Annotated in this window: 18 protein-coding genes and 1 pseudogene; 12 read left to right on the top strand and 7 right to left on the bottom strand. The window is 70.8% G+C overall.

What is annotated here, in order from left to right:
- Positions 1 to 30: 30 nt before the first annotated feature.
- Entirely contained in the window at positions 31 to 756 is a 726-nt protein-coding gene (locus OG841_RS21750; protein ID WP_328639978.1) for a sulfite exporter TauE/SafE family protein, read from the bottom strand.
- A 113-nt stretch (positions 757 to 869) separates the two neighbouring features.
- Between OG841_RS21750 and OG841_RS21745 the strand changes: the two genes are divergently transcribed.
- Both OG841_RS21745 and OG841_RS21740 read left to right on the top strand, forming a co-directional pair.
- Positions 870 to 1,061: a hypothetical protein gene (locus tag OG841_RS21745; RefSeq protein ID WP_328639979.1), complete on the top strand. Its 192-nt coding sequence runs from the start codon at positions 870 to 872 to the stop codon at positions 1,059 to 1,061.
- Between the two features lie 111 nt (positions 1,062 to 1,172).
- On the top strand, positions 1,173 to 1,673 hold the full coding sequence (locus OG841_RS21740) for an SgcJ/EcaC family oxidoreductase (protein WP_328639980.1): 501 nt from the start codon (positions 1,173 to 1,175) through the stop codon (positions 1,671 to 1,673).
- On the opposite strand, the gene OG841_RS21735 is transcribed toward OG841_RS21740, so the two are convergent.
- Both OG841_RS21735 and OG841_RS21730 read right to left on the bottom strand, forming a co-directional pair.
- A complete protein-coding gene (locus tag OG841_RS21735) occupies positions 1,639 to 2,979 on the bottom strand; it encodes a sensor histidine kinase (protein WP_371566578.1) in 1,341 nt (446 codons plus the stop codon). The genes OG841_RS21740 and OG841_RS21735 overlap by 35 nt on opposite strands.
- On the bottom strand, positions 2,976 to 3,662 hold the full coding sequence (locus OG841_RS21730) for a response regulator transcription factor (RefSeq protein ID WP_328639982.1): 687 nt from the start codon (positions 3,660 to 3,662) through the stop codon (positions 2,976 to 2,978). Before OG841_RS21730 ends, OG841_RS21735 begins: the two co-directional genes overlap by 4 nt.
- A gap of 213 nt (positions 3,663 to 3,875) precedes the next feature.
- On the opposite strand from OG841_RS21730, the gene OG841_RS21725 reads away from it, so the two are divergent.
- The 4 genes from OG841_RS21725 (at position 3,876) to OG841_RS21710 (ending at position 8,371) form a co-directional block, all read left to right on the top strand.
- Positions 3,876 to 5,153, top strand: a complete 1,278-nt coding sequence (locus OG841_RS21725) for an aspartate kinase (protein ID WP_266515947.1) — start codon at positions 3,876 to 3,878, stop codon at positions 5,151 to 5,153.
- A complete protein-coding gene (locus tag OG841_RS21720) occupies positions 5,150 to 6,202 on the top strand; it encodes an aspartate-semialdehyde dehydrogenase (protein WP_328639983.1) in 1,053 nt (350 codons plus the stop codon). The genes OG841_RS21725 and OG841_RS21720 overlap by 4 nt, the downstream gene beginning before the upstream one ends.
- A gap of 457 nt (positions 6,203 to 6,659) precedes the next feature.
- Positions 6,660 to 7,235: a SigE family RNA polymerase sigma factor gene (locus OG841_RS21715; RefSeq protein ID WP_057612332.1), complete on the top strand. Its 576-nt coding sequence runs from the start codon at positions 6,660 to 6,662 to the stop codon at positions 7,233 to 7,235.
- A 107-nt stretch (positions 7,236 to 7,342) separates the two neighbouring features.
- Complete coding sequence (locus OG841_RS21710; RefSeq protein ID WP_328643602.1) at positions 7,343 to 8,371, top strand: hypothetical protein; 1,029 nt, start codon at positions 7,343 to 7,345, stop codon at positions 8,369 to 8,371.
- A gap of 52 nt (positions 8,372 to 8,423) precedes the next feature.
- Here the strand turns inward: OG841_RS21710 and OG841_RS21705 are convergent, their stop codons facing one another.
- Positions 8,424 to 9,236, bottom strand: coding sequence for an SURF1 family protein (locus tag OG841_RS21705; protein WP_328639984.1), 813 nt, complete (start codon positions 9,234 to 9,236; stop codon positions 8,424 to 8,426).
- 65 nt (positions 9,237 to 9,301) lie between these two features.
- On the opposite strand from OG841_RS21705, the pseudogene OG841_RS21700 reads away from it, so the two are divergent.
- Positions 9,302 to 10,040: pseudogene (locus OG841_RS21700) on the top strand (IS200/IS605 family accessory protein TnpB-related protein); the annotation flags it as partial.
- Positions 10,041 to 10,094: 54 nt separating this feature from the next.
- On the opposite strand, the gene OG841_RS21695 reads toward OG841_RS21700, so the two are convergent.
- Complete coding sequence (locus tag OG841_RS21695; protein WP_328639986.1) at positions 10,095 to 10,469, bottom strand: nuclear transport factor 2 family protein; 375 nt, start codon at positions 10,467 to 10,469, stop codon at positions 10,095 to 10,097.
- 151 nt (positions 10,470 to 10,620) lie between these two features.
- On the opposite strand from OG841_RS21695, the gene OG841_RS21690 reads away from it, so the two are divergent.
- Positions 10,621 to 12,435 (top strand): S9 family peptidase, encoded by a 1,815-nt coding sequence (locus OG841_RS21690; protein WP_328639987.1) that lies wholly within the window; start codon positions 10,621 to 10,623, stop codon positions 12,433 to 12,435.
- Between the two features lie 159 nt (positions 12,436 to 12,594).
- Here the strand turns inward: OG841_RS21690 and OG841_RS21685 are convergent, their stop codons facing one another.
- Positions 12,595 to 14,460: an NAD-binding protein gene (locus OG841_RS21685; RefSeq protein ID WP_328643603.1), complete on the bottom strand. Its 1,866-nt coding sequence runs from the start codon at positions 14,458 to 14,460 to the stop codon at positions 12,595 to 12,597.
- 259 nt (positions 14,461 to 14,719) lie between these two features.
- On the opposite strand from OG841_RS21685, the gene OG841_RS21680 reads away from it, so the two are divergent.
- The 3 genes from OG841_RS21680 to OG841_RS21670 all read left to right on the top strand — a co-directional run bounded on the left by OG841_RS21680 (position 14,720) and on the right by OG841_RS21670 (position 17,862).
- On the top strand, positions 14,720 to 15,742 hold the full coding sequence (locus OG841_RS21680; protein ID WP_328639988.1) for a permease: 1,023 nt from the start codon (positions 14,720 to 14,722) through the stop codon (positions 15,740 to 15,742).
- Positions 15,739 to 16,449: a TIGR03943 family putative permease subunit gene (locus tag OG841_RS21675; protein ID WP_328639989.1), complete on the top strand. Its 711-nt coding sequence runs from the start codon at positions 15,739 to 15,741 to the stop codon at positions 16,447 to 16,449. Before OG841_RS21680 ends, OG841_RS21675 begins: the two co-directional genes overlap by 4 nt.
- 195 nt (positions 16,450 to 16,644) lie before the next feature.
- Positions 16,645 to 17,862, top strand: coding sequence for an amidohydrolase family protein (locus tag OG841_RS21670; RefSeq protein ID WP_328639990.1), 1,218 nt, complete (start codon positions 16,645 to 16,647; stop codon positions 17,860 to 17,862).
- Positions 17,863 to 18,126: 264 nt separating this feature from the next.
- Here OG841_RS21670 and OG841_RS21665 read toward each other — a convergent pair whose 3' ends face one another.
- Positions 18,127 to 22,116 (bottom strand): nSTAND1 domain-containing NTPase, encoded by a 3,990-nt coding sequence (locus tag OG841_RS21665; protein WP_371566576.1) that lies wholly within the window; start codon positions 22,114 to 22,116, stop codon positions 18,127 to 18,129.
- A 373-nt stretch (positions 22,117 to 22,489) separates the two neighbouring features.
- On the opposite strand from OG841_RS21665, the gene OG841_RS21660 reads away from it, so the two are divergent.
- The gene (locus tag OG841_RS21660; protein ID WP_328639992.1) at positions 22,490 to 22,849 is read left to right on the top strand and encodes an ArsR/SmtB family transcription factor; all 360 of its coding nucleotides are present in this window, start codon (positions 22,490 to 22,492) and stop codon (positions 22,847 to 22,849) included.
- The last annotated feature ends 39 nt before the right edge of the window (positions 22,850 to 22,888 follow it).

The raw sequence follows: 22,888 nt of genomic DNA, 5'->3' as shown, positions 1-22,888 counted from the left end.
GGAGGCCCGCTCGCGGGGCCAGGAGAGGCTTCACAGGCCCCACAGTCCCTTTCCCATGGCCGTGATGCCGCCTGTCAGGGCCAGGAGCAGCACCAGCAGGCGGGCCCGTCCCTCCGGTGTCCGGGACGCGAGCCCCCTGCCGACCAGCCCGCCCGCGGCCATCGCCACGCTCACCAGAACCCATTGCACTCCGCTGAGCCTCGGCACCCCGTTCGACGCCACCGAGAACGCGTTCACGATCACGCCGTAGAACATGGCGTTCGGGACGAACTCCCGTACCGTCCAGCCCGCGTTGACGGCGTAGAGCGAGAACGGCGGGCCGCCGACTCCCGCCGCCGAGTTCATGAAACCGCCCGCCGCGCCCGCGAACAGCGCCCCTCGGGTGCCGCGAAGAGCGGCCGCACTCGCGCCCCGCATGACGAGCAGAACCGCCACCGTCACCAGTCCGCCCATGGTCAACAAGAGCCAGGATTCGGGGAGTCGGCGGGTCGTCCAGGTGCCCGCGGGGACCGTGCATGCCGCTGCCAGGCAGAAGGGGAGCATCGCGCGGGGGCGTACCAGGCGCCATCCACCCGCCAAGCCGATCAGACAGATCACCCCGGCCGCGCAGTTGGCGAGGATCACGCCTTCCGCCGGGCCGAGGAGCAGGACCAGTGCCGGTACGCAGACCAGCGCGAAGCCCATGCCGGTGAGCCACTGCACGGAGGAACCCAGCAGCACGATCGCCGTCAGCAGCACGTCACCTGTCACAGGCATGGTGTACCGCACTCCACCCCGGGTTCGGGAGAGCACTCCCTCGTGACGGCCACCGCGAAACGGGATCGTTGATCTCGCCAGGTCAACCACCCCCGTACCGAAGGAAAACGGCCATGAAGACCCTGCTCTCCTCCACCCCCGTCCTCTGGTTCCTCTTCCTGTTCAACCTGGTCGTCGCCGCGGCCGCGCCGTTCGTCGTGGACGGAGCGCAGGGAATCATGACCGCCGTCGGCATGGGCGTGGTGTCGCTCGGCGCCGGGGTCGGCCTCCTGCGCGGACAGCGACCGAGCAGGCGCGGTGCGTGAATTGGGGATCCCCTGTCCCTCCCCTGTATCTCGGCTGCACAGGCCCTAACCAGCGCAAAGAGAGTCTGGAGTCAGTTCACGGCACAGCCTCTCACCGCACTGGAGACAGCGATGACCCGTCGTTCCATGACCAAGCGCGCAGCCATAGTCACCGCGACCGCGATCGTCGCTGTGGGAACCGTCGGTGCCGTCGCCGCCACCGCTGGGACGGACGCTCCCAGGAAGCCGAGCAAGAAGGAGATCGCGGGCCTCTTCAACGGCTGGAACGCGACCCTGAGGACCGGCGACGCCGACGCGGTCGCCGACCGGTACGCCAAGGACGCGGTCCTCCTGCCCACCGTCTCCAACAAGGTCCGCACCGACCGCGCCGGCATCGTCGACTACTTCCAGCACTTCCTGGAGAAGAAGCCGGTCGGCAAGAAGGTCCAGACGGTCATCAACGTCCTCGACAGCGATTCCGCGATCGACACCGGCGTCTACGAGTTCACGCTCACCGACCCGGACACGGGTGCCAAGCGTGTCGTCGAGGCCCGCTACACGTACGAGTACGAGAAGCGGGGCGGCCAGTGGAAGATCGTCAACCACCACTCCTCGGCGATGCCCGAAGGCTGATCTCCACCGTCAGCCCGCCCCCCGGCGCGTCCGCCAGCGCCACGGTTCCGCCGTCGTCGGTCACCAGCTGTTTGACGACGGCGAGGCCGAGCCCCGAGCCGGAGCGTCCGGTCAGGCCCTGACCGCGCCAGAAGCGGTCGAAGGCGCGGGACTTGTCGGCGTCGGGCATGCCGGGTCCCTCGTCGAGCACCGACAGCACCACCGTGTCCGCCCGGGACTCGACCTCGACGGTGATCCGCCCGCCGTCCGGCGAGACCTCCAGGGCGTTCGAGAGCACGTTGTCCAGCACCTGGTCGAGATGACCGGGGCTGGCCAGCACAGACGGCCGGTCGTCGACAACACTCCCCCTGAGCGCGATGGTGACTCCGCGCTCGTCGGCGGCCGGCCTCCACACCGTCAGCCGTTCCTCCACGATCTCCCTGAGCGGCAACGGCTCCGCGGCCGTCACCTTCGCCTCCGCACGGGCGAGGACGAGAAGGCCGTTGACCAGGCGGCTCATACGGACCACTTCCGCCGTCGCCTGCTCCACGTCCTCCCGTACGAACTCGTCGTCCACACCGTCCGCGATGTTGTCCAGCGACAGCCGCAACGCGGTCAAGGGCGTCCGCAGTTGATGCGACGCGTCCGCCACGAAGATCCGCTGCGAGGCCACCAGGGTGTCCAGGCGTTCCGCGCCCTGGTTGAGGGTGCGGGCGAGCGTCTGCGTCTCCGGCGGGCCCGTGACCGGGGACCGCGCGGTCAGGTCGCCGTCGCTGAACTTGCTGGCCATCGCGTTGAGTTCGCGCAGGGGCGCGGTGATACGGCGGGCGGCGTACGCCCCGATCGCGGCGGCCGCGGTCAGCACCAGCACGGCGAGAGCGGCCCGGAAGCCCCAGATCTGCCACAGGCGCCTGGTCATGTCCGAGGTCGAGTAGACGATCCGTACGGCCGCGTCGTCCTCCGCGGGGACGGTGACCGTCAGGTGCCTTCCCCAGACGACGTCGGAACCCCAGTCGGTCGTCGACTCGTTCTTCTCCACGGCCCGCTTCAGCGCCGCGTCCGCGGCGGGAACCGGCAACTTGGGGTCGCAGTGCGCGGTGGGGGTCGCCTGGACGTCGCCGTACGCCGTGGCCACCTCGGTCAGGGCCTCGCACGACGTACTGGTGCCGTTGCTCAGCAGCAGCGCCATGGTGTTCGCCTCGCGCAGGACCGACTGTCTGGTGTCGTCCCGCAGCTGCTTGGTGAGCGTGAAGGCGACCGGGACGGTGAACAGGAAGATGGCCACCGCGACCAGCAGGATGTAGCTCCGGATGAGCTGCCGGTTCATGACACCCCGTCGTCCTCGGCGATCTCCAGCCGGAAGCCCACGCCCCGGACCGCCTCGATGACGACCGCCCCGGCGAGCTTGCGCCGCAGCGCCGCCACATGCACGTCCAGCGTCTTGGTCGGCCCGAACCAGTTCGCGTCCCAGACCGCCTCCATGATCTGCTCGCGCGACATCAGCGCACCCGGCTCCTCGGTGAGGAAGGACAGCAGGCCGTACTCCTTGGGCGCCAGGGACACCTCCTCGCCGTCGAGGCGGACCCGGGCGGACTTGCGGTCGATGGTGAGGCGTGAGCCGTAGGTGTCGGGGCCCGCCGCGGCGACCTCGCCGCGGGGCTGGGCGCGCCGCATCACCGCTCGTATCCGCGCGATGACCTCACGGACCCCGAACGGCTTGGACACGTAGTCGTCGGCGCCGAGCTCCAGGCCGACCACCCGGTCCGTCTCGTCGCTGCGCGCGCTGATCACGATGATCGGCACGTCACCGCGCTCGCGCAGTGCCCTGCACACGTCGAGGCCGTCGGTGTCGGGCAGACCGAGATCGAGGAGTACGACGTCGTAGGGGCCCTCGTGGCTCAGCGCGGCACCGCCGGTGGAGACCCACTCCACTTCGAAGCCGTACCGGATCAGGCCACGTCTCAGCGACTGGGCGACCGGTTCATCGTCTTCCACCAGGAGTACGCGCACAGTCGCACCCTAATGCTTGAAACTTAATTCACAGCTGCCACATGAGCCCCACATCGCCATGTGACGCGGTGCACTTTTCCCGAGGTCCTTCGATGGGCATGCGCTGACCTGGGCGTCCGAACTCCGCGATATCTCACGATGCGATACCGCAGAGGTGAAAATCGGGCGCTCGTTAAACTGAGCCGACACACACGGACTGAGCGAGGAGCGCACGTGGGCCTTGTCGTGCAGAAGTACGGAGGCTCCTCCGTAGCCGATGCCGAAGGCATCAAGCGCGTCGCCAAGCGAATCGTCGAAGCGAAGAAGAACGGCCACCAGGTGGTCGTCGTCGTTTCCGCGATGGGCGACACGACGGACGAGCTGATCGATCTCGCCGAGCAGGTATCTCCCATGCCTGCCGGGCGTGAGTTCGACATGCTGCTGACCGCCGGAGAGCGGATCTCCATGGCGTTGCTGGCCATGGCGATCAAAAACCTGGGCCACGAGGCCCAGTCCTTCACCGGCAGCCAGGCCGGCGTCATCACCGACTCGGTCCACAACAAAGCCCGGATCATCGACGTCACGCCGGGCCGGATCCGCACGGCCCTCGACGAGGGCAACATCGCCATCGTCGCCGGCTTCCAGGGCGTCAGCCAGGACAAGAAGGACATCACCACGCTCGGGCGCGGTGGCTCCGACACCACGGCCGTCGCCCTCGCCGCCGCGCTCGACGCCGAGGTGTGCGAGATCTACACCGACGTCGACGGCGTGTTCACCGCCGACCCGCGGGTGGTGAAGAAGGCGAAGAAGATCGACTGGATCTCCTTCGAGGACATGCTGGAGCTCGCCGCCTCCGGCTCGAAGGTGCTGCTCCACCGCTGTGTGGAGTACGCCCGTCGCTACAACATCCCGATCCATGTGCGGTCGTCCTTCAGCGGACTTCAGGGCACGTGGGTCAGCAGTGAGCCGATCGAGCAAGGGGACAAGAAGGTGGAGCAGGCCATCATCTCCGGTGTCGCGCACGACACCTCCGAGGCCAAGGTCACGGTCGTCGGCGTGCCCGACAAGCCGGGCGAGGCCGCCGTGATCTTCCGCACGATCTCGGACGCCGAGATCAACATCGACATGATCGTGCAGAACGTCTCCGCCGCCTCCACCGGGCTGACGGACATCTCCTTCACGCTCCCCAAGGCCGAGGGCCGCAAGGCCATCGACGCCCTGGAGAAGAACAAGGCCGGCATCGGCTTCGACTCGCTGCGCTACGACGACCAGATCGGCAAGATCTCGCTCGTGGGCGCGGGCATGAAGACCAACCCGGGTGTCACGGCCGACTTCTTCACCGCCCTGTCCGACGCCGGCGTGAACATCGAGCTGATCTCGACCTCCGAGATCCGTATCTCGGTCGTCACGCGCGCCGACGACGTGCCCGAGGCGGTCCGTGCCGTGCACAGCGCCTTCGGGCTCGACTCCGACAGCGACGAGGCCGTGGTCTACGGAGGCACCGGGCGATGACCCTTCGTCCGACGCTCGCGGTCGTGGGCGCGACCGGAGCCGTCGGCACGGTCATGCTCCAGATCCTGTCCCAGCACGCGGACATCTGGGGCGAGATCCGACTGATCGCCTCCCCGCGCTCGGCCGGCCGCAAGCTGGCCGTGCGCGGGGAGCAGGTCGAGGTGGTGGCCCTGTCGGAGGAGGCCTTCGACGGGGTCGACGTCGCGATGTTCGACGTACCGGACGAGGTGGCCGCGCAGTGGGCGCCCGTCGCCGCCGCCCGCGGTGCCGTCGTCGTGGACAACTCCGGCGCCTTCCGGATGGACCCGGACGTGCCCCTCGTCGTCCCCGAGGTCAATCCGCACGCGGCCCGGATGCGGCCGCGCGGGATCATCGCCAACCCCAACTGCACGACCCTCTCCATGATCGTGGCCCTGGGCGCACTGCACGCCGAGTTCGGGCTGCGGGAGCTTGTGGTGTCCTCGTACCAGGCGGTGAGCGGTGCGGGCCGGGCGGGTGTCGAGACCCTGAGGCGGCAGCTGTCCATGGTCGCGGGCACCGAGCTCGGGACGCACCCCGGTGACGTACGGCGGGCCGTCGGCGACCACACCGGGCCGTTCCCGGAGCCGGTCGCCCTCAACGTCGTACCGTGGGCCGGTTCGCTGCGCGAGGACGGCTGGTCCTCGGAGGAGATGAAGGTGCGGGACGAGTCCCGCAAGATCCTGGGCCTGCCGGCGCTGCCGGTCGCCGTGACCTGTGTGCGGGTCCCGGTGGTCACCGTGCACTCCCTCACCGTCCACGCCCGCTTCGAGGGCCAGGTCACCGTCCGCAAGGCGCGCGAGATCCTCGCGACCGCCCCTGGGGTCGTCCTCTTCGACGATCCGGCGGCCGGGGAGTTCCCCACCCCCGCCGATGTCGTCGGCACCGATCCCACCTGGGTGGGGCGGGTGCGGCGGGCGCTCGACGACCCCACCGCCCTCGAGCTCTTCGTGTGCGGAGACAATCTACGCAAGGGCGCCGCGCTCAACACCGCGCAGATCGCGGAGCTCGTGGCTGCCGAGCTGGTGTGACCCTTCGTCCGGTGGCGGATCTGTCGTACGCAGGTGTGCCTACCGGAAAAGTCCTGGCCATGGCCGGAACGCTTTGTAGGATCTGTGTGCGACATGTGGTGGGACTAATGGTCCGTACCACTTGATCCTGGCGCCTTGGCGTCCGAAGATTTTCCTCCCCGCTCCTCGCAACCGTGCGAAGGGCGGGGAGCGTCTTTGCGAACGCCCTTTCAGGGGCGCGGGGATGCATACGGGGCGTGGGGACGCCTCGGCCATTCAGGACACAGGGGAAGAGCGGGTAGGGCATGAGCGCGTTCGACGCACGGTCAGTTGTGCTGCCTGAGAGAAGATGGACGGTTGCGTACAACCCTCACCGGGGTGAGCGTGTCCAACTGTCGTGGCTCAGGTACTCGACTTCCCTGCCGCGCCGAGCGGCGCGGCTGTCCTCCGGCCCCGCAGGCCCGGGGCGCCCGGTGGCATGCCGGTGATCGCGCCCATGCCCGCAGCGCGGCCCGCCCGCATACCCAGTCAGCGTGACGGCGCCGAGGAGGCGGCGGCAGCCGGTACCACCGTCGACCACCTCACCGAGACCTACCGGGCGCACTACCGCTCGCTGCTGGGTCTCGCCGCTCTCCTGCTCGACGACACCGCCTCCTGCGAGGACGTCGTCCAGGAGGCCTTCATCCGCGTCCACTCGGCACGCAAACGCGTCCGCGACCCGGAGAAGACCCTCGCGTACCTGCGGCAGACGGTCGTCAATCTCTCCCGCTCGGCCCTGCGCCGGCGCATCCTCGGACTCAAGTTGCTGTCCAAGCCGATGCCCGACATGGCGAGCGCCGAGGAGGGGGCGTACGACCAGCTGGAGCGCGACTCGCTCATCAAGGCGATGAAGGGCCTGCAGCGCCGCCAGCGCGAGGTCCTGGTCCTGCGCTACTTCGCGGACATGACCGAGGCCCAGGTCGCCGACACCCTCGGCATCTCCCTGGGCTCCGTGAAGGCGTACGGCTCCCGCGGGATCGCCGCGCTTCGGATCGCGATGGAGGAGCCGGTGTGAGCACGGATCCTGAGGAGCGGCGCCATGAGCCGACGCAGGACGGCCGGCACGAGCCGACCTGGTCGGCGCAGCAAGAGCACAAGCAATCGCACGCTGGGAACGGAACTGTGAATCACGGCCCCGACGATCCGATCTCCACGGGGGAGTTCGACTCGGACGAGCTGGCACTGCGGCGGCTGCTGCACCAGGCGGTCCAGGAGATGGAGCCGAGTGACGGCACCCTGGACCATCTGCGCAAGGCGGTACCCGCCCGGCGGGCACGCAAGCGACAGGCCGTCGTCGGCATGGCGGCCGCTGCCCTCTTCATCGGCACCGCGATCCCCGCCGTCGTGCACGTCTCCTCCACCGGCACCAGTGCCAACACCTCCAACGCCGGGCACGCCTCCCAGATGCAGGGCGGCGCCGGCCAGGGCAAGCAGGAGGCGGGCGGCGAGTCCACCTCCGGCGGTTCCGCGGGCAAGACCGAGGACAAGGGCAAGGGCGAGTCCAAGGACGCCGACAAGGGCAAGTCCGCGGGCGCGAGCACCGGAGCGAGCAGCGGCACCGACCCCTCCACCACGGCTGCCGCGAGCGCCCCGGTCTGTACGGCCGCACAGCTCGGCACACCGACGGCGAGCACCGCGGTGCCCGACGCCTCCGGGACGGTCTACGGCACGTTCCACATCACCAACGGCTCCACCGCCGCCTGCTCGGTCACCGGTCCCGGCATCGTGACCCCCGCCGCTCAGGGCGCGGCCGACGCGAACAAGATCAGCGCAGCGCGGCACGTCTCCGGAGACGCGGCGTCGGCCGGGCTGCCCGACCCGTCCCAGGAGGTCTCCCAGCTGCTGCTGCAGCCGGGTTCCTCCTACGACGTGAAGTTCGCCTGGGTGCCGTCCGAGACGTGCCCCACCACGGAACCCTCGACCGACCCCAGCCCCGACCCCACGACCTCCCCGGACACCTCCACCAGCGAAGGCTCCTCCACCGGCGGCGACACCGGCACCTCCACCCAGCTCCTCACGGAGGACGGCACGGCCGACGGGAGCGTCCTGGTGACGAACACGGCGGAGGGCGGCGGACCGTCGGTGTCGACGACGGTGTCCAACGCGTGCGCGGGAGTCGTGTACTGGACCGGCCTGCTCACGTCCTCGTGACGGCCTGAACGGGCTTCGACTGGGGTGAACGGGCGTCGGGGGACGCCCGGGTTCAGGCGCTCGCCTTCTCCTGCGGCTGCTCCTGGTCCCGCTCCTGCTGCTCGTCGTCCGGGAGGATGCCCAGTTCCGCGTCCCGGATGAACTCCACCTCGCGGCGCACCAGGCGGAACCACATGAAGACCACGAAGCCGGCGAAGACGAACCACTCACCGGTGTAGCCGAGGTTCTGGAAGGCCTTGAGGTCCAGCCCGCTGTCGGCGGGCGCGGTCGCCGGTACGGCGTTCATCCCGGAGTCACCGGTGTTGAGGGTGACCCACGCGTCGTACACGCCGTACGGCACGAGGTTGATCAGTGAGGCCGCGCTGATCGCCGCGGTCTGCCCGGCCGGAAGACCGCCCTGGGCACTGACGCCGTTGTCCCCGGGGGTCTCCGACGCCTGGAGCGCACCGGTGACGGTGACCTCGCCCTTCGGCGGGGCCGGGGCCTTGGCCGCATCGGGGGTGCCCGGCAGCCAGCCCCGGACCACGGGCAGGGCCTTGCCGTTGTCCGTGCGCAGCAGGGTCAGGATGTAATAGCCCTCGCGGTCGTCCAGTTGCCGGTCGGGGACGAGCAGCTGCTTGTCGTAGCGCCCGGTCGCGGTGACCTGCTTGCCGGAGGTCGCCTTGTCCACCGGCAGCAGCTCGGCCAGCGGCCGCGCGGCCTCCCGCGCGTCCATGCTGACCTGCTGCTCGGCGTCCCGGCTCGCCGTCATCCGGTCCTCGAACCGGCTCAGCTGCCACGACCCCATGAAGATGCAGAACGGGATGGCGAGCAGCACGAAGACGTTGATGCCAAACCAGCGGGGTGTCAGCAGAAACCGGTACACACTCCCACGGTACGGGGCCGCCCCGGGGCGGCGGGGCGCGGGGTTGGGAACTGCTGGGGTGTGACTGGTATGTGACCGCCGCCTGGCAGATCCGGATCTCCCAAGCCGTACCGATCGCCGCCGCCCTCGCGCACGGTGTGATCGGCGTCGACATGAACGCCGACCACCTCGCCGCCTGGCGCCTCGATGTCCACGGCAACCCGACCGGCAGCCCCCGCCGGTTCTTCTATGACCTCACGGGCACCGCCGATCACCGTGATGCCCAGGTTCGCCACGCCCTCACCCGGCTGCTGCACTGGGCCAGGACCTGCGGCGTGAAGGCCATCGCGGTTGAAGACCTGGACTTCACGACAGAGAAGACCCGCGAGAAACACGGCAGGCGCAAACGGTTCAGGCAGCTCATCTCCGGCATGCCCACCGGCAAGCTCCGCGCCCGGCTGACCTCGAGGGCCGACCAGACCGGCATCACGATCATCGCCGTGGACCCGGCCTACACCAGCCGCTGGGGCGCCCAGCACTGGCAGAAGGCACTCACCCACGACAACAGGAAGACCACTCGCCACGACGCTGCCGCCGTGGCGATCGGCAGGCGCGCCCAAGGGCACCCGATCCGGCGACGGACGACACCGCCCCCACACGACCGGAGTGATCGTGTGGGGCATCGGACCGTCCAGGCCGACCGGTGTGTCCTTGGGCGTGAGGGACCCCGCCCTCCCGTTCCCGGACCACGGACACGATCCGTCGGCGCCGGATGCGGAGCGAACGCGGGCAACCAGAACGCCCAACACCGTTCGGGGCGTTCGGCTGAGCATGAGGCCTGGCAACAGGACTCCACTCTCGCTCAGTCTTTAGGAACGGTCAGTACCTCTCCGTCAGGTGGTCCCGGCCCGCCGGGGGCTCGTACGGCTCCGGCCAGAAGTCCGTGATGGTGGATATACGGCCGCTCTCGTCCCCGGTGAAGAAGGAGATGGCGTACATCTCCTCCAGACCCACCGTGAAGTGGACCCAGGTCACGACCTGGCCGGGTTCGGCGACGATCCGCTCGACCCGCAGATGCCAGTCGCCCGGGTACTCACGGTTGAACTCGACGTACCGCTCCCGTCCGCTGATGCGCTCGCGGGTCTGCGGCAGGGTGTAGACGACGTCCTCGGCCAGGATGTCCGCGAACGCAGTCCAGTCGCGGGCCTCGGCGAAGGCCCAGAAACTCTCGACGGTCTTGCGCAGATCGGTCATGGGGACGAGTGTGCACCCGGCCACTGACAACGGGCCCCCGGCCGGCCTTTTCGACCTGGTCGGACGGGTTCGGGTAAGCGGCTGGTAGAAGTTTTCCACAGGCTGGGGACCTCGTCTGCGCATTGTCTGTGAAGGCAGGCAGTATGGGGTCATGACTGAGAGCAACGGGTCCGCCGCGGCCGAGCGGAAGAACGACATGCCGGACTGGGAGAAGCGCTTCCGGGCGCCCCGGGTCTCCCTGCCCGACTGGGCGGAGGACGCCCCCGACCGGTCCTTGTTCGTCTCCAACGCCACGGGGACGTACGAGCTGTACGCCTGGGACCGGGCGACGGGCGGACAGCGCCAGGTGACGGACCGGCCGAACGGCACGACGGACGGCGTGCTCTCCCCGGACGGCGCCTGGATCTGGTGGTTCGACGACAAGGACGGCGACGAGTTCGGCGTCTGGCGCCGCCAGCCCTTCGAAGGCGGCGCGGACGAGCTCGCCGCGCCCGGTCTCGAGGCCTCCTACCCGGCGGGCGTGGCCCTGGGCCGGGACGGCCGTACGGCCGTCGTGGGCTGTTCGACCGACGACGAGGGCACCTCCATCCACCTCGTGCGCACCGGCCAGGACCCGGTGGAGATCTACCGGCACCGCGAGTCGGCGGGCGTCGGCGACCTCTCCCACGACGGCTCGCTGATCGCGGTCGAACACACCGAGCACGGCGACGCGATGCACTCGGCGCTGCGCGTGCTGCGCCCCGACGGCACGGCGGTCGCCGAGCTCGACGACACCAAGGGCGGCACCGAGGAACTGGGCCTGGAGGTCCTGGGCTTCGCCCCGGTCGACGGCGACACCCGGCTGCTCATCGGCCATCAGCGGCGCGGCCGTTGGGAGCCGCTGGTGTGGGACGTGGCCACGTGCGAGGAGACCGACCTCGACCTGGACCTGCCCGGTGACGTCGGCGCCGAGTGGTATCCGGACGGCACCGGCCTGCTCATCGCGCACAGCTTCGAGGCCCGCAGCGAGCTCTTCCGGTACGACCTGGCGAGCGGCAAACTCGAGAAGGTCCCGACCCCGCCCGGTTCCGTCTCCGGGGCGACGGCCCGCCCCGACGGCAGCGTGGAGTATCTGTGGTCCTCGGCCGCCGAGCCGTCGGCGGTGCGCTCGACGACGGGTGAGGTGGTGCTGGACCCGCCGGGTCTGAAGTCCCCCGGTTCGGTACCGGTGGAGGACGTGTGGGTGGACGGCCCGGGCGGCCGGATCCACGCCCTGGTCCAGAAGCCCGCCGGCGCGACGGGGCCGCTGCCGACGGTCTTCGACATCCACGGCGGTCCGACCTGGCACGACAGCGACTCGTTCGCGGCGGGCCCGGCGGCGTGGGTGGACCACGGGTACGCGGTCGTCCGGGTCAACTACCGCGGCTCCACGGGGTACGGACGTGCGTGGACCGACGCGCTCAAGCACCGGGTCGGTCTGATCGAGCTGGAGGACATCGCGGCGGTCAGGGAGTGGGCGATCGGCTCCGGCCTCGCCGACCCCGAGCGGCTGATCCTCACCGGGGGTTCCTGGGGCGGCTACCTCACGCTCCTCGGCCTGGGCACCCAGCCGGAGGCATGGGCCCTGGGGATCGCGGCGGTGCCGGTCGCGGACTATGTCACGGCGTTCCACGACGAGATGGAAGCGCTGAAGGCGATGGACCGTACATTGCTGGGCGGTACGCCGGAGGAGGTGCCGGAGCGCTTCGAGGCGTCGTCCCCCTTGACGTACGTGGACCAGGTCAAGGCTCCGGTGTACATCTCGGCGGGCGTCAACGACCCGCGGTGCCCGATCCGCCAGGTCGACAACTACGTGAAGCGGCTGGAGTCGAGGGGGGCGGTGCACGAGGTGTACCGGTACGACGCGGGTCACGGGTCGCTGGTGGTGGACGAGCGGATCAAGCAGGTGAGGCTGGAACTGGACTTCGCGGCGAGGTATTTGGGGTAGCGACGGCGGGAATTTCGTCTGCGGGTTCGTTGTGGCTGGTCGCACAGTTCCCCGCGCCGCTGGGTGGGTGCACTTGAAGTCGGCCGAGCTGTACCCACTCAAGGGGGGCGGGGAACTGCGCGACCAGCCCCCCACCGCCCCGCAGCCCGCAACGAACGGCTATGCCCCCGCCCGCTCCCGTCCCCTGCGCCCCAGCAACTCCGCGAGCCCCCGCCGAGTCGCCGCCAGCACCACCCGATCCGCCGCCTGCAGCACATACGTGTCCGGCAGGTCCCACGCCAGTCCCGGAGAGTCCCCGGACTCCTCCCGCGCCAGCACCCGCCAGGACCCCGCCCGGAACGCCTCGCCGACCGTCCGCCCCTCCAGTTGGGGATGCCCGCCCACATCCACCGCCGCGAACAGCAGCACCCGCCGCTCGACCGGGAACGCCCCCAGGATCTGCCTCCCCATCATCGCCCCGGCGAAGGCGGGAGCCGCCAGATGGGAGACACTCCGGCTCCGGGTGGAAGCCCGGGGGTGGGCGGCCCGCAGGGTCCGGTACACCGCCGTCGCGAAGTCGTCGTCGTACAGCCGCAGCACCACCCGCAGATCGGGCCGCACGGCCCGCGCGTACAGCACCGCCTCGAGATTCGTCGTGTCCGCGCTGGTCACCGCGAGCAGCGCATGGGCACGGTGGATCTTGGCGGCCTCCAGGACCCCTTCCTGGGTGACGTCACCGAGCACCACCGGCACCCGCAGCCGTCGGGCGGTGGCGAGTCCGCGGGCCTCGGGGTCGGACTCGACGCAGACCACGGGGATGTTCAGCTCCCGCAGCCGCGTCAGCACCCGGGTGCCGATCTTGCCGAGCCCGAGCAGCACGACATGTCCGCCGAGACCACGGGGCGGTTTGCGCAGGGAGGACGCGGTGCGGAAGGTGCCGAGCGCTTCCAGGACCGCCGCGAGGAGCACCGGAAGGAGCAGCAACCCGGCAAGCCCGGACAGCAGTTGGAGGATCTGCCGCCCGACGGACTCCCCGATCGCGGGGTCGTCGATCGCGAACAGATCGAGCAGCGTCAGATAGAAGGCGCGCAGGGGATGGATACCGGTCACCAGCCAGAGCGCGACGGCGAGCGCGACCACGCATCCCACCATCCCCGCCAGCGACCACCGCAGCCGCCGCGAGAACAGCGAGGCGAACCACGGCATCACACCCCGCCCGTCGGGCAAGGAGGGCCCGGCGTACGACACCTGTTCCAGTACGACAGTCGCACGCCCGCCGCCGTCCCGTACCGCCGCCGCGTCCGGCAGCAGCGTCGGCCCCTGGTCACCGCCGGGCCCGGCACTGTCGGTCGGTGACAGCAGGGCGAGCGTGGCAAGACCCGGGTCGGCGCTCGCCCCGGCCCCGGACGGCGGCCGTTCGACCGCCCGCAGCAGCAGGCCGCCGGTCTGGAGCACCTTGCTGGTGCCGGTCAGGGCGGTGGCGGCCAGCGCGGGCGCGGCCGTGTCGGCGTCGGAGAGCACGGTCGTGGAGGCGTCGAACCCGGAACCGTCGGCCAGGTCGCCCGCCCCCTCGCCGGAGGCCAACGCGGCGGCCTGGTCGAGGAGTTCCTCGATGTGCTGGCCGAGGCGCCGGTTGTAGAGCCGCAGCACCAGCCGCAGCCGGGGGTTGAGGCGGCGGGCGGTGAGGGCGGCACGGATGTTGGTCTCGTCGTCGTCGTACACGAGCGCGAGCGCGTGCGCCCGCTCCACGCCCGCCTCGGCGAGCGCGGCCTCGTTCGGTTCGGCGGCCTCCATCAGCCGTATGCCGCCCGGGGGTTCGGTGGCGGGGGCGGTACCGCTGTTGCCGCCGCCCCCGTTGCCGGTCAGGCCGGCTGCCGCCGTCACCACCCGGTCGAGCAGCGCGGACGCGGCTCGGGCCCGTACGACCACCGGTGGCCGCACGGACCGTTCGGAGGCCGGCACGACGAGCGTGACCTGCTCGCCGTAGACCCCTCTGAGCTCGGCCGCCAGCCGGTGCGCGAGCCCGTCGTCCCCGCACACCACCATGTGCGCGGCCGCGTCACCCGGCAGCCCTGGACTCTGGTTCGGAACGCTCCCCACAAGGGAGAAGAGTGCCTCACCGTGACGGGTGGTGCCACGGCCGGGGTCCCGGGTGATGTCATGTGGAGTGGTGGCCAACCTTCCCTGCGGTGGTCGACCTTCCCCAAGAGTTCCCCAAACCCCCGCGCACACTGAACAAACGGACCTGCACCGCCGTACGCACCAGCGGGGAAACCAGCACCTCACCACCGGAGGGATCCCGGCCGTGGCCGTCACCAAAGCACCTCCGCGCACGCGGGACACAGGCGAGGACCGGCACCCGGCACCGGACCCGCAAGCGCGGCGCCTCAACTCCCCTCTCACGCTGACCCTGCTGATGCTCCTGGTGGTGCTGTGCCAGGGCCCGATCCGGGAGGCGCTGGGCGCGCCGGTCATGCAGAGCTGGATGACGGTGTTCGTCGCCGTGCTCGTCCAGGCGCTGCCCTTCCTGGTGCTCGGGGTGCTGCTGTCGGCGGCGATCGCGGTGTTCGTGCCGCCGTCCTTCTTCGCCCGCGCCCTGCCGAAGAACCCCACCCTCGCGGTGCCGGTGGCCGGGGTGGCGGGCGTGGTGCTGCCGGGCTGCGAGTGCGCGTCCGTGCCGGTGGCCGGAGCGCTGGTGCGCAGGGGCGTCACCCCGGCCGCGGCGCTCGCCTTCCTGCTCTCCGCCCCGGCGATCAACCCGATCGTGCTGACGGCCACCGCCGTCGCCTTCCCGCGCAACCCGGAGATGGTCGTGGGCCGCCTCGTCGCGAGCCTGCTGGTGGCATGCGTGATGGGCTGGCTCTGGCTGCGCCTCGGCCGCACCGACCTGCTGAAGACGCCGGCCCGTCACGCATACGAGGGTCAGGGCAAGGGCGCCGCCTTCTGGGGCTCGGTGCGGCACGACGTGATGCACGCGGGCGGCTTCCTGGTCGTCGGCGCGATGGCGGCGGCGACGCTGAAGGCCGTGGTCCCGCAGACGTGGCTGCGTACGGCGGCGGAGAACCCGGTGATCGCCGTGCTGGCCCTCGCGGCCCTCGCCGTGGTGCTGTCGATCTGCTCGGAGGCGGACGCGTTCGTGGCGGCCTCACTCACCCAGTTCTCGCTCACCGCGCGACTGACCTTCCTGGTCGTCGGCCCGATGATCGACCTCAAGCTGTTCGCCATGCAGACGGGCACCTTCGGCCGCGCCTTCGCCCTGCGCTTCGCCCCCGCCACCCTCGCGCTGGCGATCGTGGTCTCCGTCCTGACCGGGCTGGTGATGCTGTGAACCGGCAGGCACAGTCGGCGGTCCTGTTCGTCCTCGGCGCGGCCCTCCTGCACGCGGGCCTCACCGACCTCTACCTCCGCTACGTCAAGGCGGGCCTGCGCCCGCTGGTCCTCGCGGCCGGTGTCGTCCTCATCGCTACGGCGCTGACGACGGCCTGGTACGAGTGGCGGGCCAAAGCCAAGGAGCAGGAACACGCCCACCGGGAACCCCGGGTCTCCTGGCTGCTGGTCCTCCCCCTCTTCGCCCTGATCCTCGTCGCCCCGCCCGCCCTCGGCTCCTACAGCGCGATGCGCACGGGCACGGCCCTGCAGCAGTCGTACGGCTACACGAAGCTCCCGAAGAGCGGACCTGTGCGGCTCAACCTCGCCGACTACGCGGGCCGCGCCGTCTACGAGCACGGCCGGGGCCTCGACGGACGCCAGATCGTCATCACCGGGTTCGTCGCCCTGGACCACGCCGGCTCGCCCTATCTGGTCCGCATGGCCCTCAACTGCTGTGCGGCGGACGCCCAGCCGGTCAAGATCGGCCTCACCGGACAGATCCCGCCGGTCCTCAAGCCGGACGGCTGGCTCCAGGTCACCGGCACCTACACGGCCAAGCGCACCAAGGACACGGTGAACGGCGGCCCGATCCCCTACCTGGAGATCACGCAGGCCAGGCCGGTGCCGACGCCGCACGACCCGTACGACGAGACCTGGAACAACTGACGCTCAGCCCTCCAGCGAGGCGAACGCCTCGTCCAGCAGGGCGACGAGGTCGAGGCGCCCGTCGGGAGCCGTCCAGTACTCCAGGGCGCTGTTCAGGCAGTTCAGCGCGGCGCCCGCACGTGCCCTTGCCCCGGCGGGAACCTCCCCCTAGCCTGCAATCTGACGACCCATCAGATACCGGCTAGGGGGCAGGCAATGGCCGTCACCACCGAGAGCGGAACCCGGGACATCCCCAAAGTCATCAGCGTGGACGATCACGTGATCGAGCCCGCGCACCTCTTCGAGACGTGGCTTCCGGCGAAGTACCGGGACAGGGGGCCGAAGCCGCTCACCGCCGGCATCGGGGACCTCGCGTACGTCGGCGGGAAGTACCGGTTCTCCACCGATCCGGAAGGCCAGCTCACGGACTGGTGGGAGTACGAGGGCGACCTCTTCCCGTACAAGCGGATCATCGCCGCCGTCGGCTTCTCGCGGGACGAGATGACCCTCGACGGGATCACCCGCGAGCAGATGCGGCGGGGCTGCTGGGATCCCAAGGCCCGCCTGGAGGACATGGACATCAACCATGTCGAGGCGTCCCTGTGCTTCCCGACCTTCCCGCGGTTCTGCGGGCAGACCTTCGCCGAGGCCAAGGACAAGGAGGTCGGGCTCGCCTGTGTGCGCGCCTACAACGACTGGATGGTCGAGGAGTGGTGCGGGGACAGCGGGGGCCGGCTGATCCCGCTGTGCCTCATCCCGCTGTGGGACATCCAACTCGCGGTCGCGGAGATCCGCCGCAACGCCGCACGGGGCGTACGGGCCGTCACCTTCAGCGAGATCCCGACCCACCTGGGGCTGCCGTCGATCCACTCCGGCTACTGGGACCCGTTCTTCGCGGCCTGCGAGGAGACCGGGACGGTCGTCAACATGCACATCGGCAGCAGTTCCCAGATGCCGGCCGCGTCCCCCGACGCCCCGCCGGCCGTGCAGGCCTCCCTCTCCTTCAACAACGCCATGGCCTCGATGATGGACTTCCTCTTCTCGGGAGTCCTGGTGAAGTTCCCGCGGCTCAAACTGGCGTACAGCGAGGGCCAGATGGGCTGGATCCCGTACGCCCTGGAACGCGCCGACGACGTCTGGGAGGAGCACCGGGCCTGGGGCGGCGTCAAGGACCTGATCCCGGAGCCGCCGTCGACGTACTACTACCGGCAGATCTTCTGCTGCTTCTTCCGCGACAAGCACGGCATCGAGGCCATCGAGACCGTCGGCGTGGACAACGCGACCTTCGAGACCGACTACCCGCACGTCGACTCGACCTGGCCGCACACCAAGAAGGTCGCGTGGGAGCACGTGGCCGGGCTGTCCGAGGAGGTGACCTACAAGCTGCTGCGGGGCAACGCCATCCGGATGCTGGAGCTCGGCTTCGACCGGTAGCCCGACGGCCCGGTCACCCGGCCCCTCACGTGCGGTGGAGGGGGTCGGGCTCGGCGGAGAACCAGCCGCGGCTCACGGCGTCCGGGACCTTCACGTACGGCCCTGGCAGACCAAAGCGTGATCAGACAGGAAAAGACCCGACCGCTGGCGACGGGGGATGCACCAGCGGTCGGGCTGTGGCCAAGACTAACAAGGCAAATGGAACAGCGGGAGCGGACTGCTCAGCCGGGGGGAGAAGTTGTGATCGGGATCACGTAATGCGCTTCAGTCGCAGGGAGGATCGAACGAGAGCCGCGGCAGGTATTCCTCCCACTCCTGGCGGGTCAGGACGTTCCGGGTCGTGGCGCAGATGCGGCTGATCGCGTCGTCGACGTCCAGGTCCCACAGCCGGATGGTGTCCGCGCCGCTGGAGACCCCGAGCATGCGGCTGTCGGGGCTGAAGGACAGGAAGCTGCCGGTCTTGGCGCTGGGGCTCATCGACTGCCCGATGGGTCCGGCCGCGGACGGGTCGGTCACGTCCCAGAGCCGGACCGTGTTGTCGTTGCCGCCGCTGGCCAGCGTCGAGCCGTCACGGCTGTACGTCAGCGACACGACCGCCTCGGTGTGCCCGGTGAGCGCCTCGCCCGTCTGCTCGGCGTGCGTGGGGTCGGTCACGTCCCACAGCCGGACCGTGTCGTCGTTGCCGCCGCTGGCCAGCGTGTGCCCGTCCGGGCTGAAGGCGAGCACGTTGACGGGCCCGGTGTGCCCGGTGAGCGGCTTGCGGAGCAGGGTCGGACGGGCCGGGTCCGTCACCTTCCACAGCCGGATCGTGCCGTCCGCGCTGCCACTGGCCAGGGTCCGGCCGTCCGGGCTGAAGGCAAGGCCGTCGATGTACCCCTTGTGGCCGGCGATCGGCCCGTGGGAGACCGGGTGGGCCGGGTCGGTGACGTCCCACAGCTGGAATCTGCGGCTGTCGTAAGCGGTGGCCAGGGTGCGTCCGTCCGGGCTGAACGCCAGTGCGTCCGGACCCATGAACCGGGAGCGCAGGACGAGCGCCGGACCGTAGGGGACGGGGTGCGCCGGGTCGGTGACGTTCCACAGGTGGACCCGGCCGGTGGTGAGCACCGCGAGGGTGCGGCCGTCGGGGGAGAAGAGCACCTGGGAATCCGGGTCGCGCGCCACGGGTGTGAACGGCTTGCCCAGGGCCACCGGCCGGGCCGGGTCCGTCACGTTCCACAGCCGGATCCGCCCGTCCCGCCCGGCCGTGGCGAGCACCTCGCCGTCCCGCCGGAACGCCCCGCTGCTGCCCACCAGGTCTCCCGCCGGGATCGACCACAGGCGCACCTTGCTGTCGCCGCTGCCGGTGGCGAGGGTCCGGCCGTCGGGGCTGAAGCCCAGCGCGTACATCTCACCGCTGCTGCCGGCGAGGGGCTCGCCGATCTGCGAGGGGTACGCCGGATCGGTGACGTTCCACAGGCTCGCCGTGCTGTCCGCGCTGGCGGCGGCGAGCTTGCTCCCGTCCGGGCTGAAGGCCACGGACCAGATGGGACCGGTGTGGCCGGTCAGCGGCGAGCCCACGGGCTGTGGATCGAGCGGGTCGCGCACGTCCCACAGCCGGACGCTGTCGTCCGCGCTGCCACTCGCGAGCACGGTCCCGTCCGGGCTGAAGGCGACCGAGTGCACCAGGCCCGTGTGCCCGGCCAGGGCTCGGTCGTACGGCCGTGACCTGCGCGGATCGGTGGTGTTCCACAGCCGGATCGTCTGGTCGTCGCCCCCGGCCGCCAGCATGTGCCCGTCGGGGCTCCACGCCACGGACCGTACGGCGGCCCCGGCCCCGGTGAGCTCGGCGGGAGGCTGCTTCCTGTCACGCGTGTTCCACAGCCGTACGGTCCTGTCCTCACTGGCGGAGGCCAGGGTGCGCCCGTCCGGGCTGAAGGCGATCAGGTAGATCGTGCCGCGGTGCCCGGTCAGGGGAGCGCCGAGCGATGTCGGCGAGCGCGGGTCGCTGACGTCCCACAGACGGATCTTCCCGTCGTCCCCGGCACTGGCGAGCGTTCTGCCGTCGGGGCTGAACACCGCGCTGCTGACCCAGCTCGTGCCACCGGCGAGGGGCTTGCCCAGCGCCTTGGGGTGGGTGCGGTCGCCGACGTCCCACAGGCATACGGTCCGGTCGTAGCCGGCGGTGGCCAGGAGCTTTCCGTCCGGGCTGAACGAGGTGAGGTAGACCGCGCCGGTGTGGCCGGTGAGCGGGGTGGCCAGCGGCGCGTTGACGATGGAGATCAGCCGGGTGTTGGTGCCCTCGTCGTCGGGCCTGAGGCCGTGGGCGACCAGGTCGATCCGGGCGGACAGCGACGGATCCGTGGACTGGACGCGGTCCGCCTCCGCGACGACCTGCTCGAACAGGGCGTCGTTGCGCTGCTGCCAGGCGACCACCGCCGAACCGACGGCCACCATCGCGAGGACCACCAGGGCCGACACCGCGCCCCGGGCGATCAGGACCGTCCGCCGGCGCAGCCGGACCGAGGCGGCCAGGAACGCCACCGCACTGCGGGTCAGGTAGGTGTCCCCGGCGGACTTCGCCCACGTGCGCGCCTGTTCGAGCCGCGACCCCCGGTACAGCAGCGACGCATCGCGGTTCGAGCCCTCCCAGGAGCGGCCGTCCTCCTCGATGCGCTGGCGCAGCAGATGGTCGCTGCGGTCCTCGTCGATCCACTCGCGCAGCCGCGGCCAGGCCGTCAGCAGGGCTTCGTGGGTGATCTCCACGGTGTCCGCGTCCAGCGTCACCAGCCGGGCGCGTACCAGCGCTTCGAGGGACTCCTCCGTCTTGCCGGGGTCCGTCGACTCCGCGGTCAGCTGGCGCCGGGTGCCGCGCCTGCGGGTGGCCTGGGTGTCCTCGCCCAGACGTACCAGGCGCAGCAGCAGCAGCCGGGCGGCCGTACGCGCCGCCGGGTCCAGAGCCGACCAGGCCCGCTCGGCGGTCGCCGCGACCGCGCCCTGGATACCACCGGCCGCGCGATAGCCGGCCAGCGTCAGCCGGCCCGCCTTGCGGCGCTGCCAGGTCGCGAGCAGGGCGTGCGACAGCAGCGGCAGCACGCCCGCGCCGTGCTCCCCCACGGCCCGAAACGCGTGGGAGGTGCCCCCACCGCGCGGGCCGTCGGCGCTCACCTCGCGGATGATCAGCTCCGCGAGCCCCGGTTCCAGCTCCAGGCCCACGGCCCGGGCCGGACCGGTCACGGCCTCGCGCAGCTCCCCGCTGGTCAGCGGCCCGAGCACCATGTGCCGGTGCTGGAGCGCGTCGGCCAGCTCGGGGTGGTCGAGGCAGCGCTCGTAGAAGTCGGCGCGGATGCCGAGGAGAACGAGGGCGGGCGCGGCCGTGTCCGGGCCGGCGGGCGTGCAGGCGGCGTGCAGCACCTGGACGAACGTACGCCTGGCCGTCTCGTCCGAGCAGAGCGTGAACGCCTCCTCGAACTGATCCACGATCACCACCGGCCGGGCATGGGCGGCCTCGTGCTGAGCCCACGAGGCGACCGCTTCCCGGACGGCAGGCGCGAATTCAGGAGGATGGTCCGGTTCATGCGCTTCCGTGCCGGCCGCGACGGCTTCCAGCCCGGGTATACGACGGGTCAGTTCCGCGAGCGGATCGGCACCCGGCACGAGCTGAAGGATCGGGCGGCCGCGGGCCTCGCCGTCACCGTCGAGCGCGCCCTCCTCCAGGGCCGTCACCAGACCGGCGTTGAGCAGCGAGGACTTGCCCGCACCCGAGGCACCCACGAGCATCACCAGACCGCCCGTGCCGGTCTCGGCCGCCGAGCGCAGCAGCTTGACGAGTGCCTCCGTGCTCCGCTCCCGGCCGAAGAACCAGCGGGCGTCCTCCTGCCGGTAGGAGGCCAGGCCCCGGTACGGGCAGACCCCGGCGGGGGTCTCCGGCTGGGGTCCCTCGTCCTCGTCCGGAGCCAGCGCGCGCTCCCACAGCCGCTGCCACTGGCCGAGGTCGTACAGTCCGGCCGAGACGGGGGTGGGACTGATGCGCCGTGCTTCGGGAATGAGGATGTGCAGCACGGCCGCGAGGGCGGTGAACTGAGCGGGCACGTTCCGGGCCCGCCGCCAGTCGCTGATCCGCTGCGCGGACACCCGGACGGGGCGGCCCCGCTCGTCGACACGCTGGAGTCGGCCGACGCCTTCGGACACCCGCTTGAGGGGCGGATTTCCAGCCTCTCTGTACAACAGGGCGAGACGTTCCGCGAAGGCCGTGCGTGCCCCTGAGTCGGAACTCAAGGTTCCACCCCTTACTTCCCTCGCGGTTGAATCCGGACCGGAAAAGTCACTTTATACGGCTGACCTGCGGTAACGCAGCGCTCCTGGCACCGGAACCTCCTCCGCGGGCCCCTTGGCTGGCAGGATCATGACCTGCGGCTCAGCCGGCGGGCGACGCCAGGACAGGCCACCAGCCCGGCGCCCCGCTTTCCACCCAGCGCGCCGCACGTTCTCGGTCAATTTCCGTCCACGGTCACCCGCTTCCTCCGGTACCGGTCCCCACGAGGGGAGGGACCGGTACCGGACGAAGCGGGACGATCACTGCGCCGCCCCTACACTTGGTCGGGCGGTTCGGTGTGATCGATGCGGTTCGACCCGGGAGGACGAGAGGGCTGTGGCGAAGATCGTCGGCGGTTTCCAGGACCCGTCGTCGGAGGTGCTCGCCGAGGCGGCCGCCGCCTTCGGACTCCTCGCCTCCGCCGCCCGGCTGCACATCATGTGGGCGCTGTCCCAGGGCGAGAGCGACGTCACCCACCTCGCCGACCGGGTCGGCGGCGCGCTGCCCGCGGTCAGCCAGCACCTGGCCAAGCTGAAACTCGCCGGGCTCGTCCGCTCCCGCCGTGAGGGCCGCCGGCAGGTCTACTACGTCGACGACCCCGACATCGTGACCGTGGTCCGCGTCATGGTCGGCCAGCTCACGGCCCGGGAAACCTCCTCCGCAACCTCGGACCGACTGCGCGAGGCCGGTGTCTGAGGAGCCGGAGGCGCGAGGAGGGGACGGAGCACCGTCTGC

Source organism: Streptomyces canus (genome assembly GCF_041435015.1).
Taxonomy (GTDB): domain Bacteria; phylum Actinomycetota; class Actinomycetes; order Streptomycetales; family Streptomycetaceae; genus Streptomyces; species Streptomyces canus_G.
Note: the sequence above shows the minus strand (reverse complement) of the source record. Positions and strands in the feature narration are given on the sequence as shown.

Excerpts from the sequence above, each read along its gene's own strand:
- OG841_RS21750 (WP_328639978.1), bottom strand. The coding sequence starts at position 756 with ATGCCTGTGACAGGTGACGTGCTGCTGACGGCGATCGTGCTGCTGGGT.
- OG841_RS21745 (WP_328639979.1), top strand. The coding sequence starts at position 870 with ATGAAGACCCTGCTCTCCTCCACCCCCGTCCTCTGGTTCCTCTTCCTG.
- OG841_RS21740 (WP_328639980.1), top strand. The coding sequence starts at position 1,173 with ATGACCCGTCGTTCCATGACCAAGCGCGCAGCCATAGTCACCGCGACC.
- OG841_RS21735 (WP_371566578.1), bottom strand. The coding sequence starts at position 2,979 with ATGAACCGGCAGCTCATCCGGAGCTACATCCTGCTGGTCGCGGTGGCC.
- OG841_RS21720 (WP_328639983.1), top strand. The coding sequence starts at position 5,150 with ATGACCCTTCGTCCGACGCTCGCGGTCGTGGGCGCGACCGGAGCCGTC.
- OG841_RS21715 (WP_057612332.1), top strand. The coding sequence starts at position 6,660 with ATGCCGGTGATCGCGCCCATGCCCGCAGCGCGGCCCGCCCGCATACCC.
- OG841_RS21695 (WP_328639986.1), bottom strand. The coding sequence starts at position 10,469 with ATGACCGATCTGCGCAAGACCGTCGAGAGTTTCTGGGCCTTCGCCGAG.
- OG841_RS21690 (WP_328639987.1), top strand. The coding sequence starts at position 10,621 with ATGACTGAGAGCAACGGGTCCGCCGCGGCCGAGCGGAAGAACGACATG.
- OG841_RS21685 (WP_328643603.1), bottom strand. The coding sequence starts at position 14,460 with ATGGTGGTGTGCGGGGACGACGGGCTCGCGCACCGGCTGGCGGCCGAG.
- OG841_RS21670 (WP_328639990.1), top strand. The coding sequence starts at position 16,645 with ATGGCCGTCACCACCGAGAGCGGAACCCGGGACATCCCCAAAGTCATC.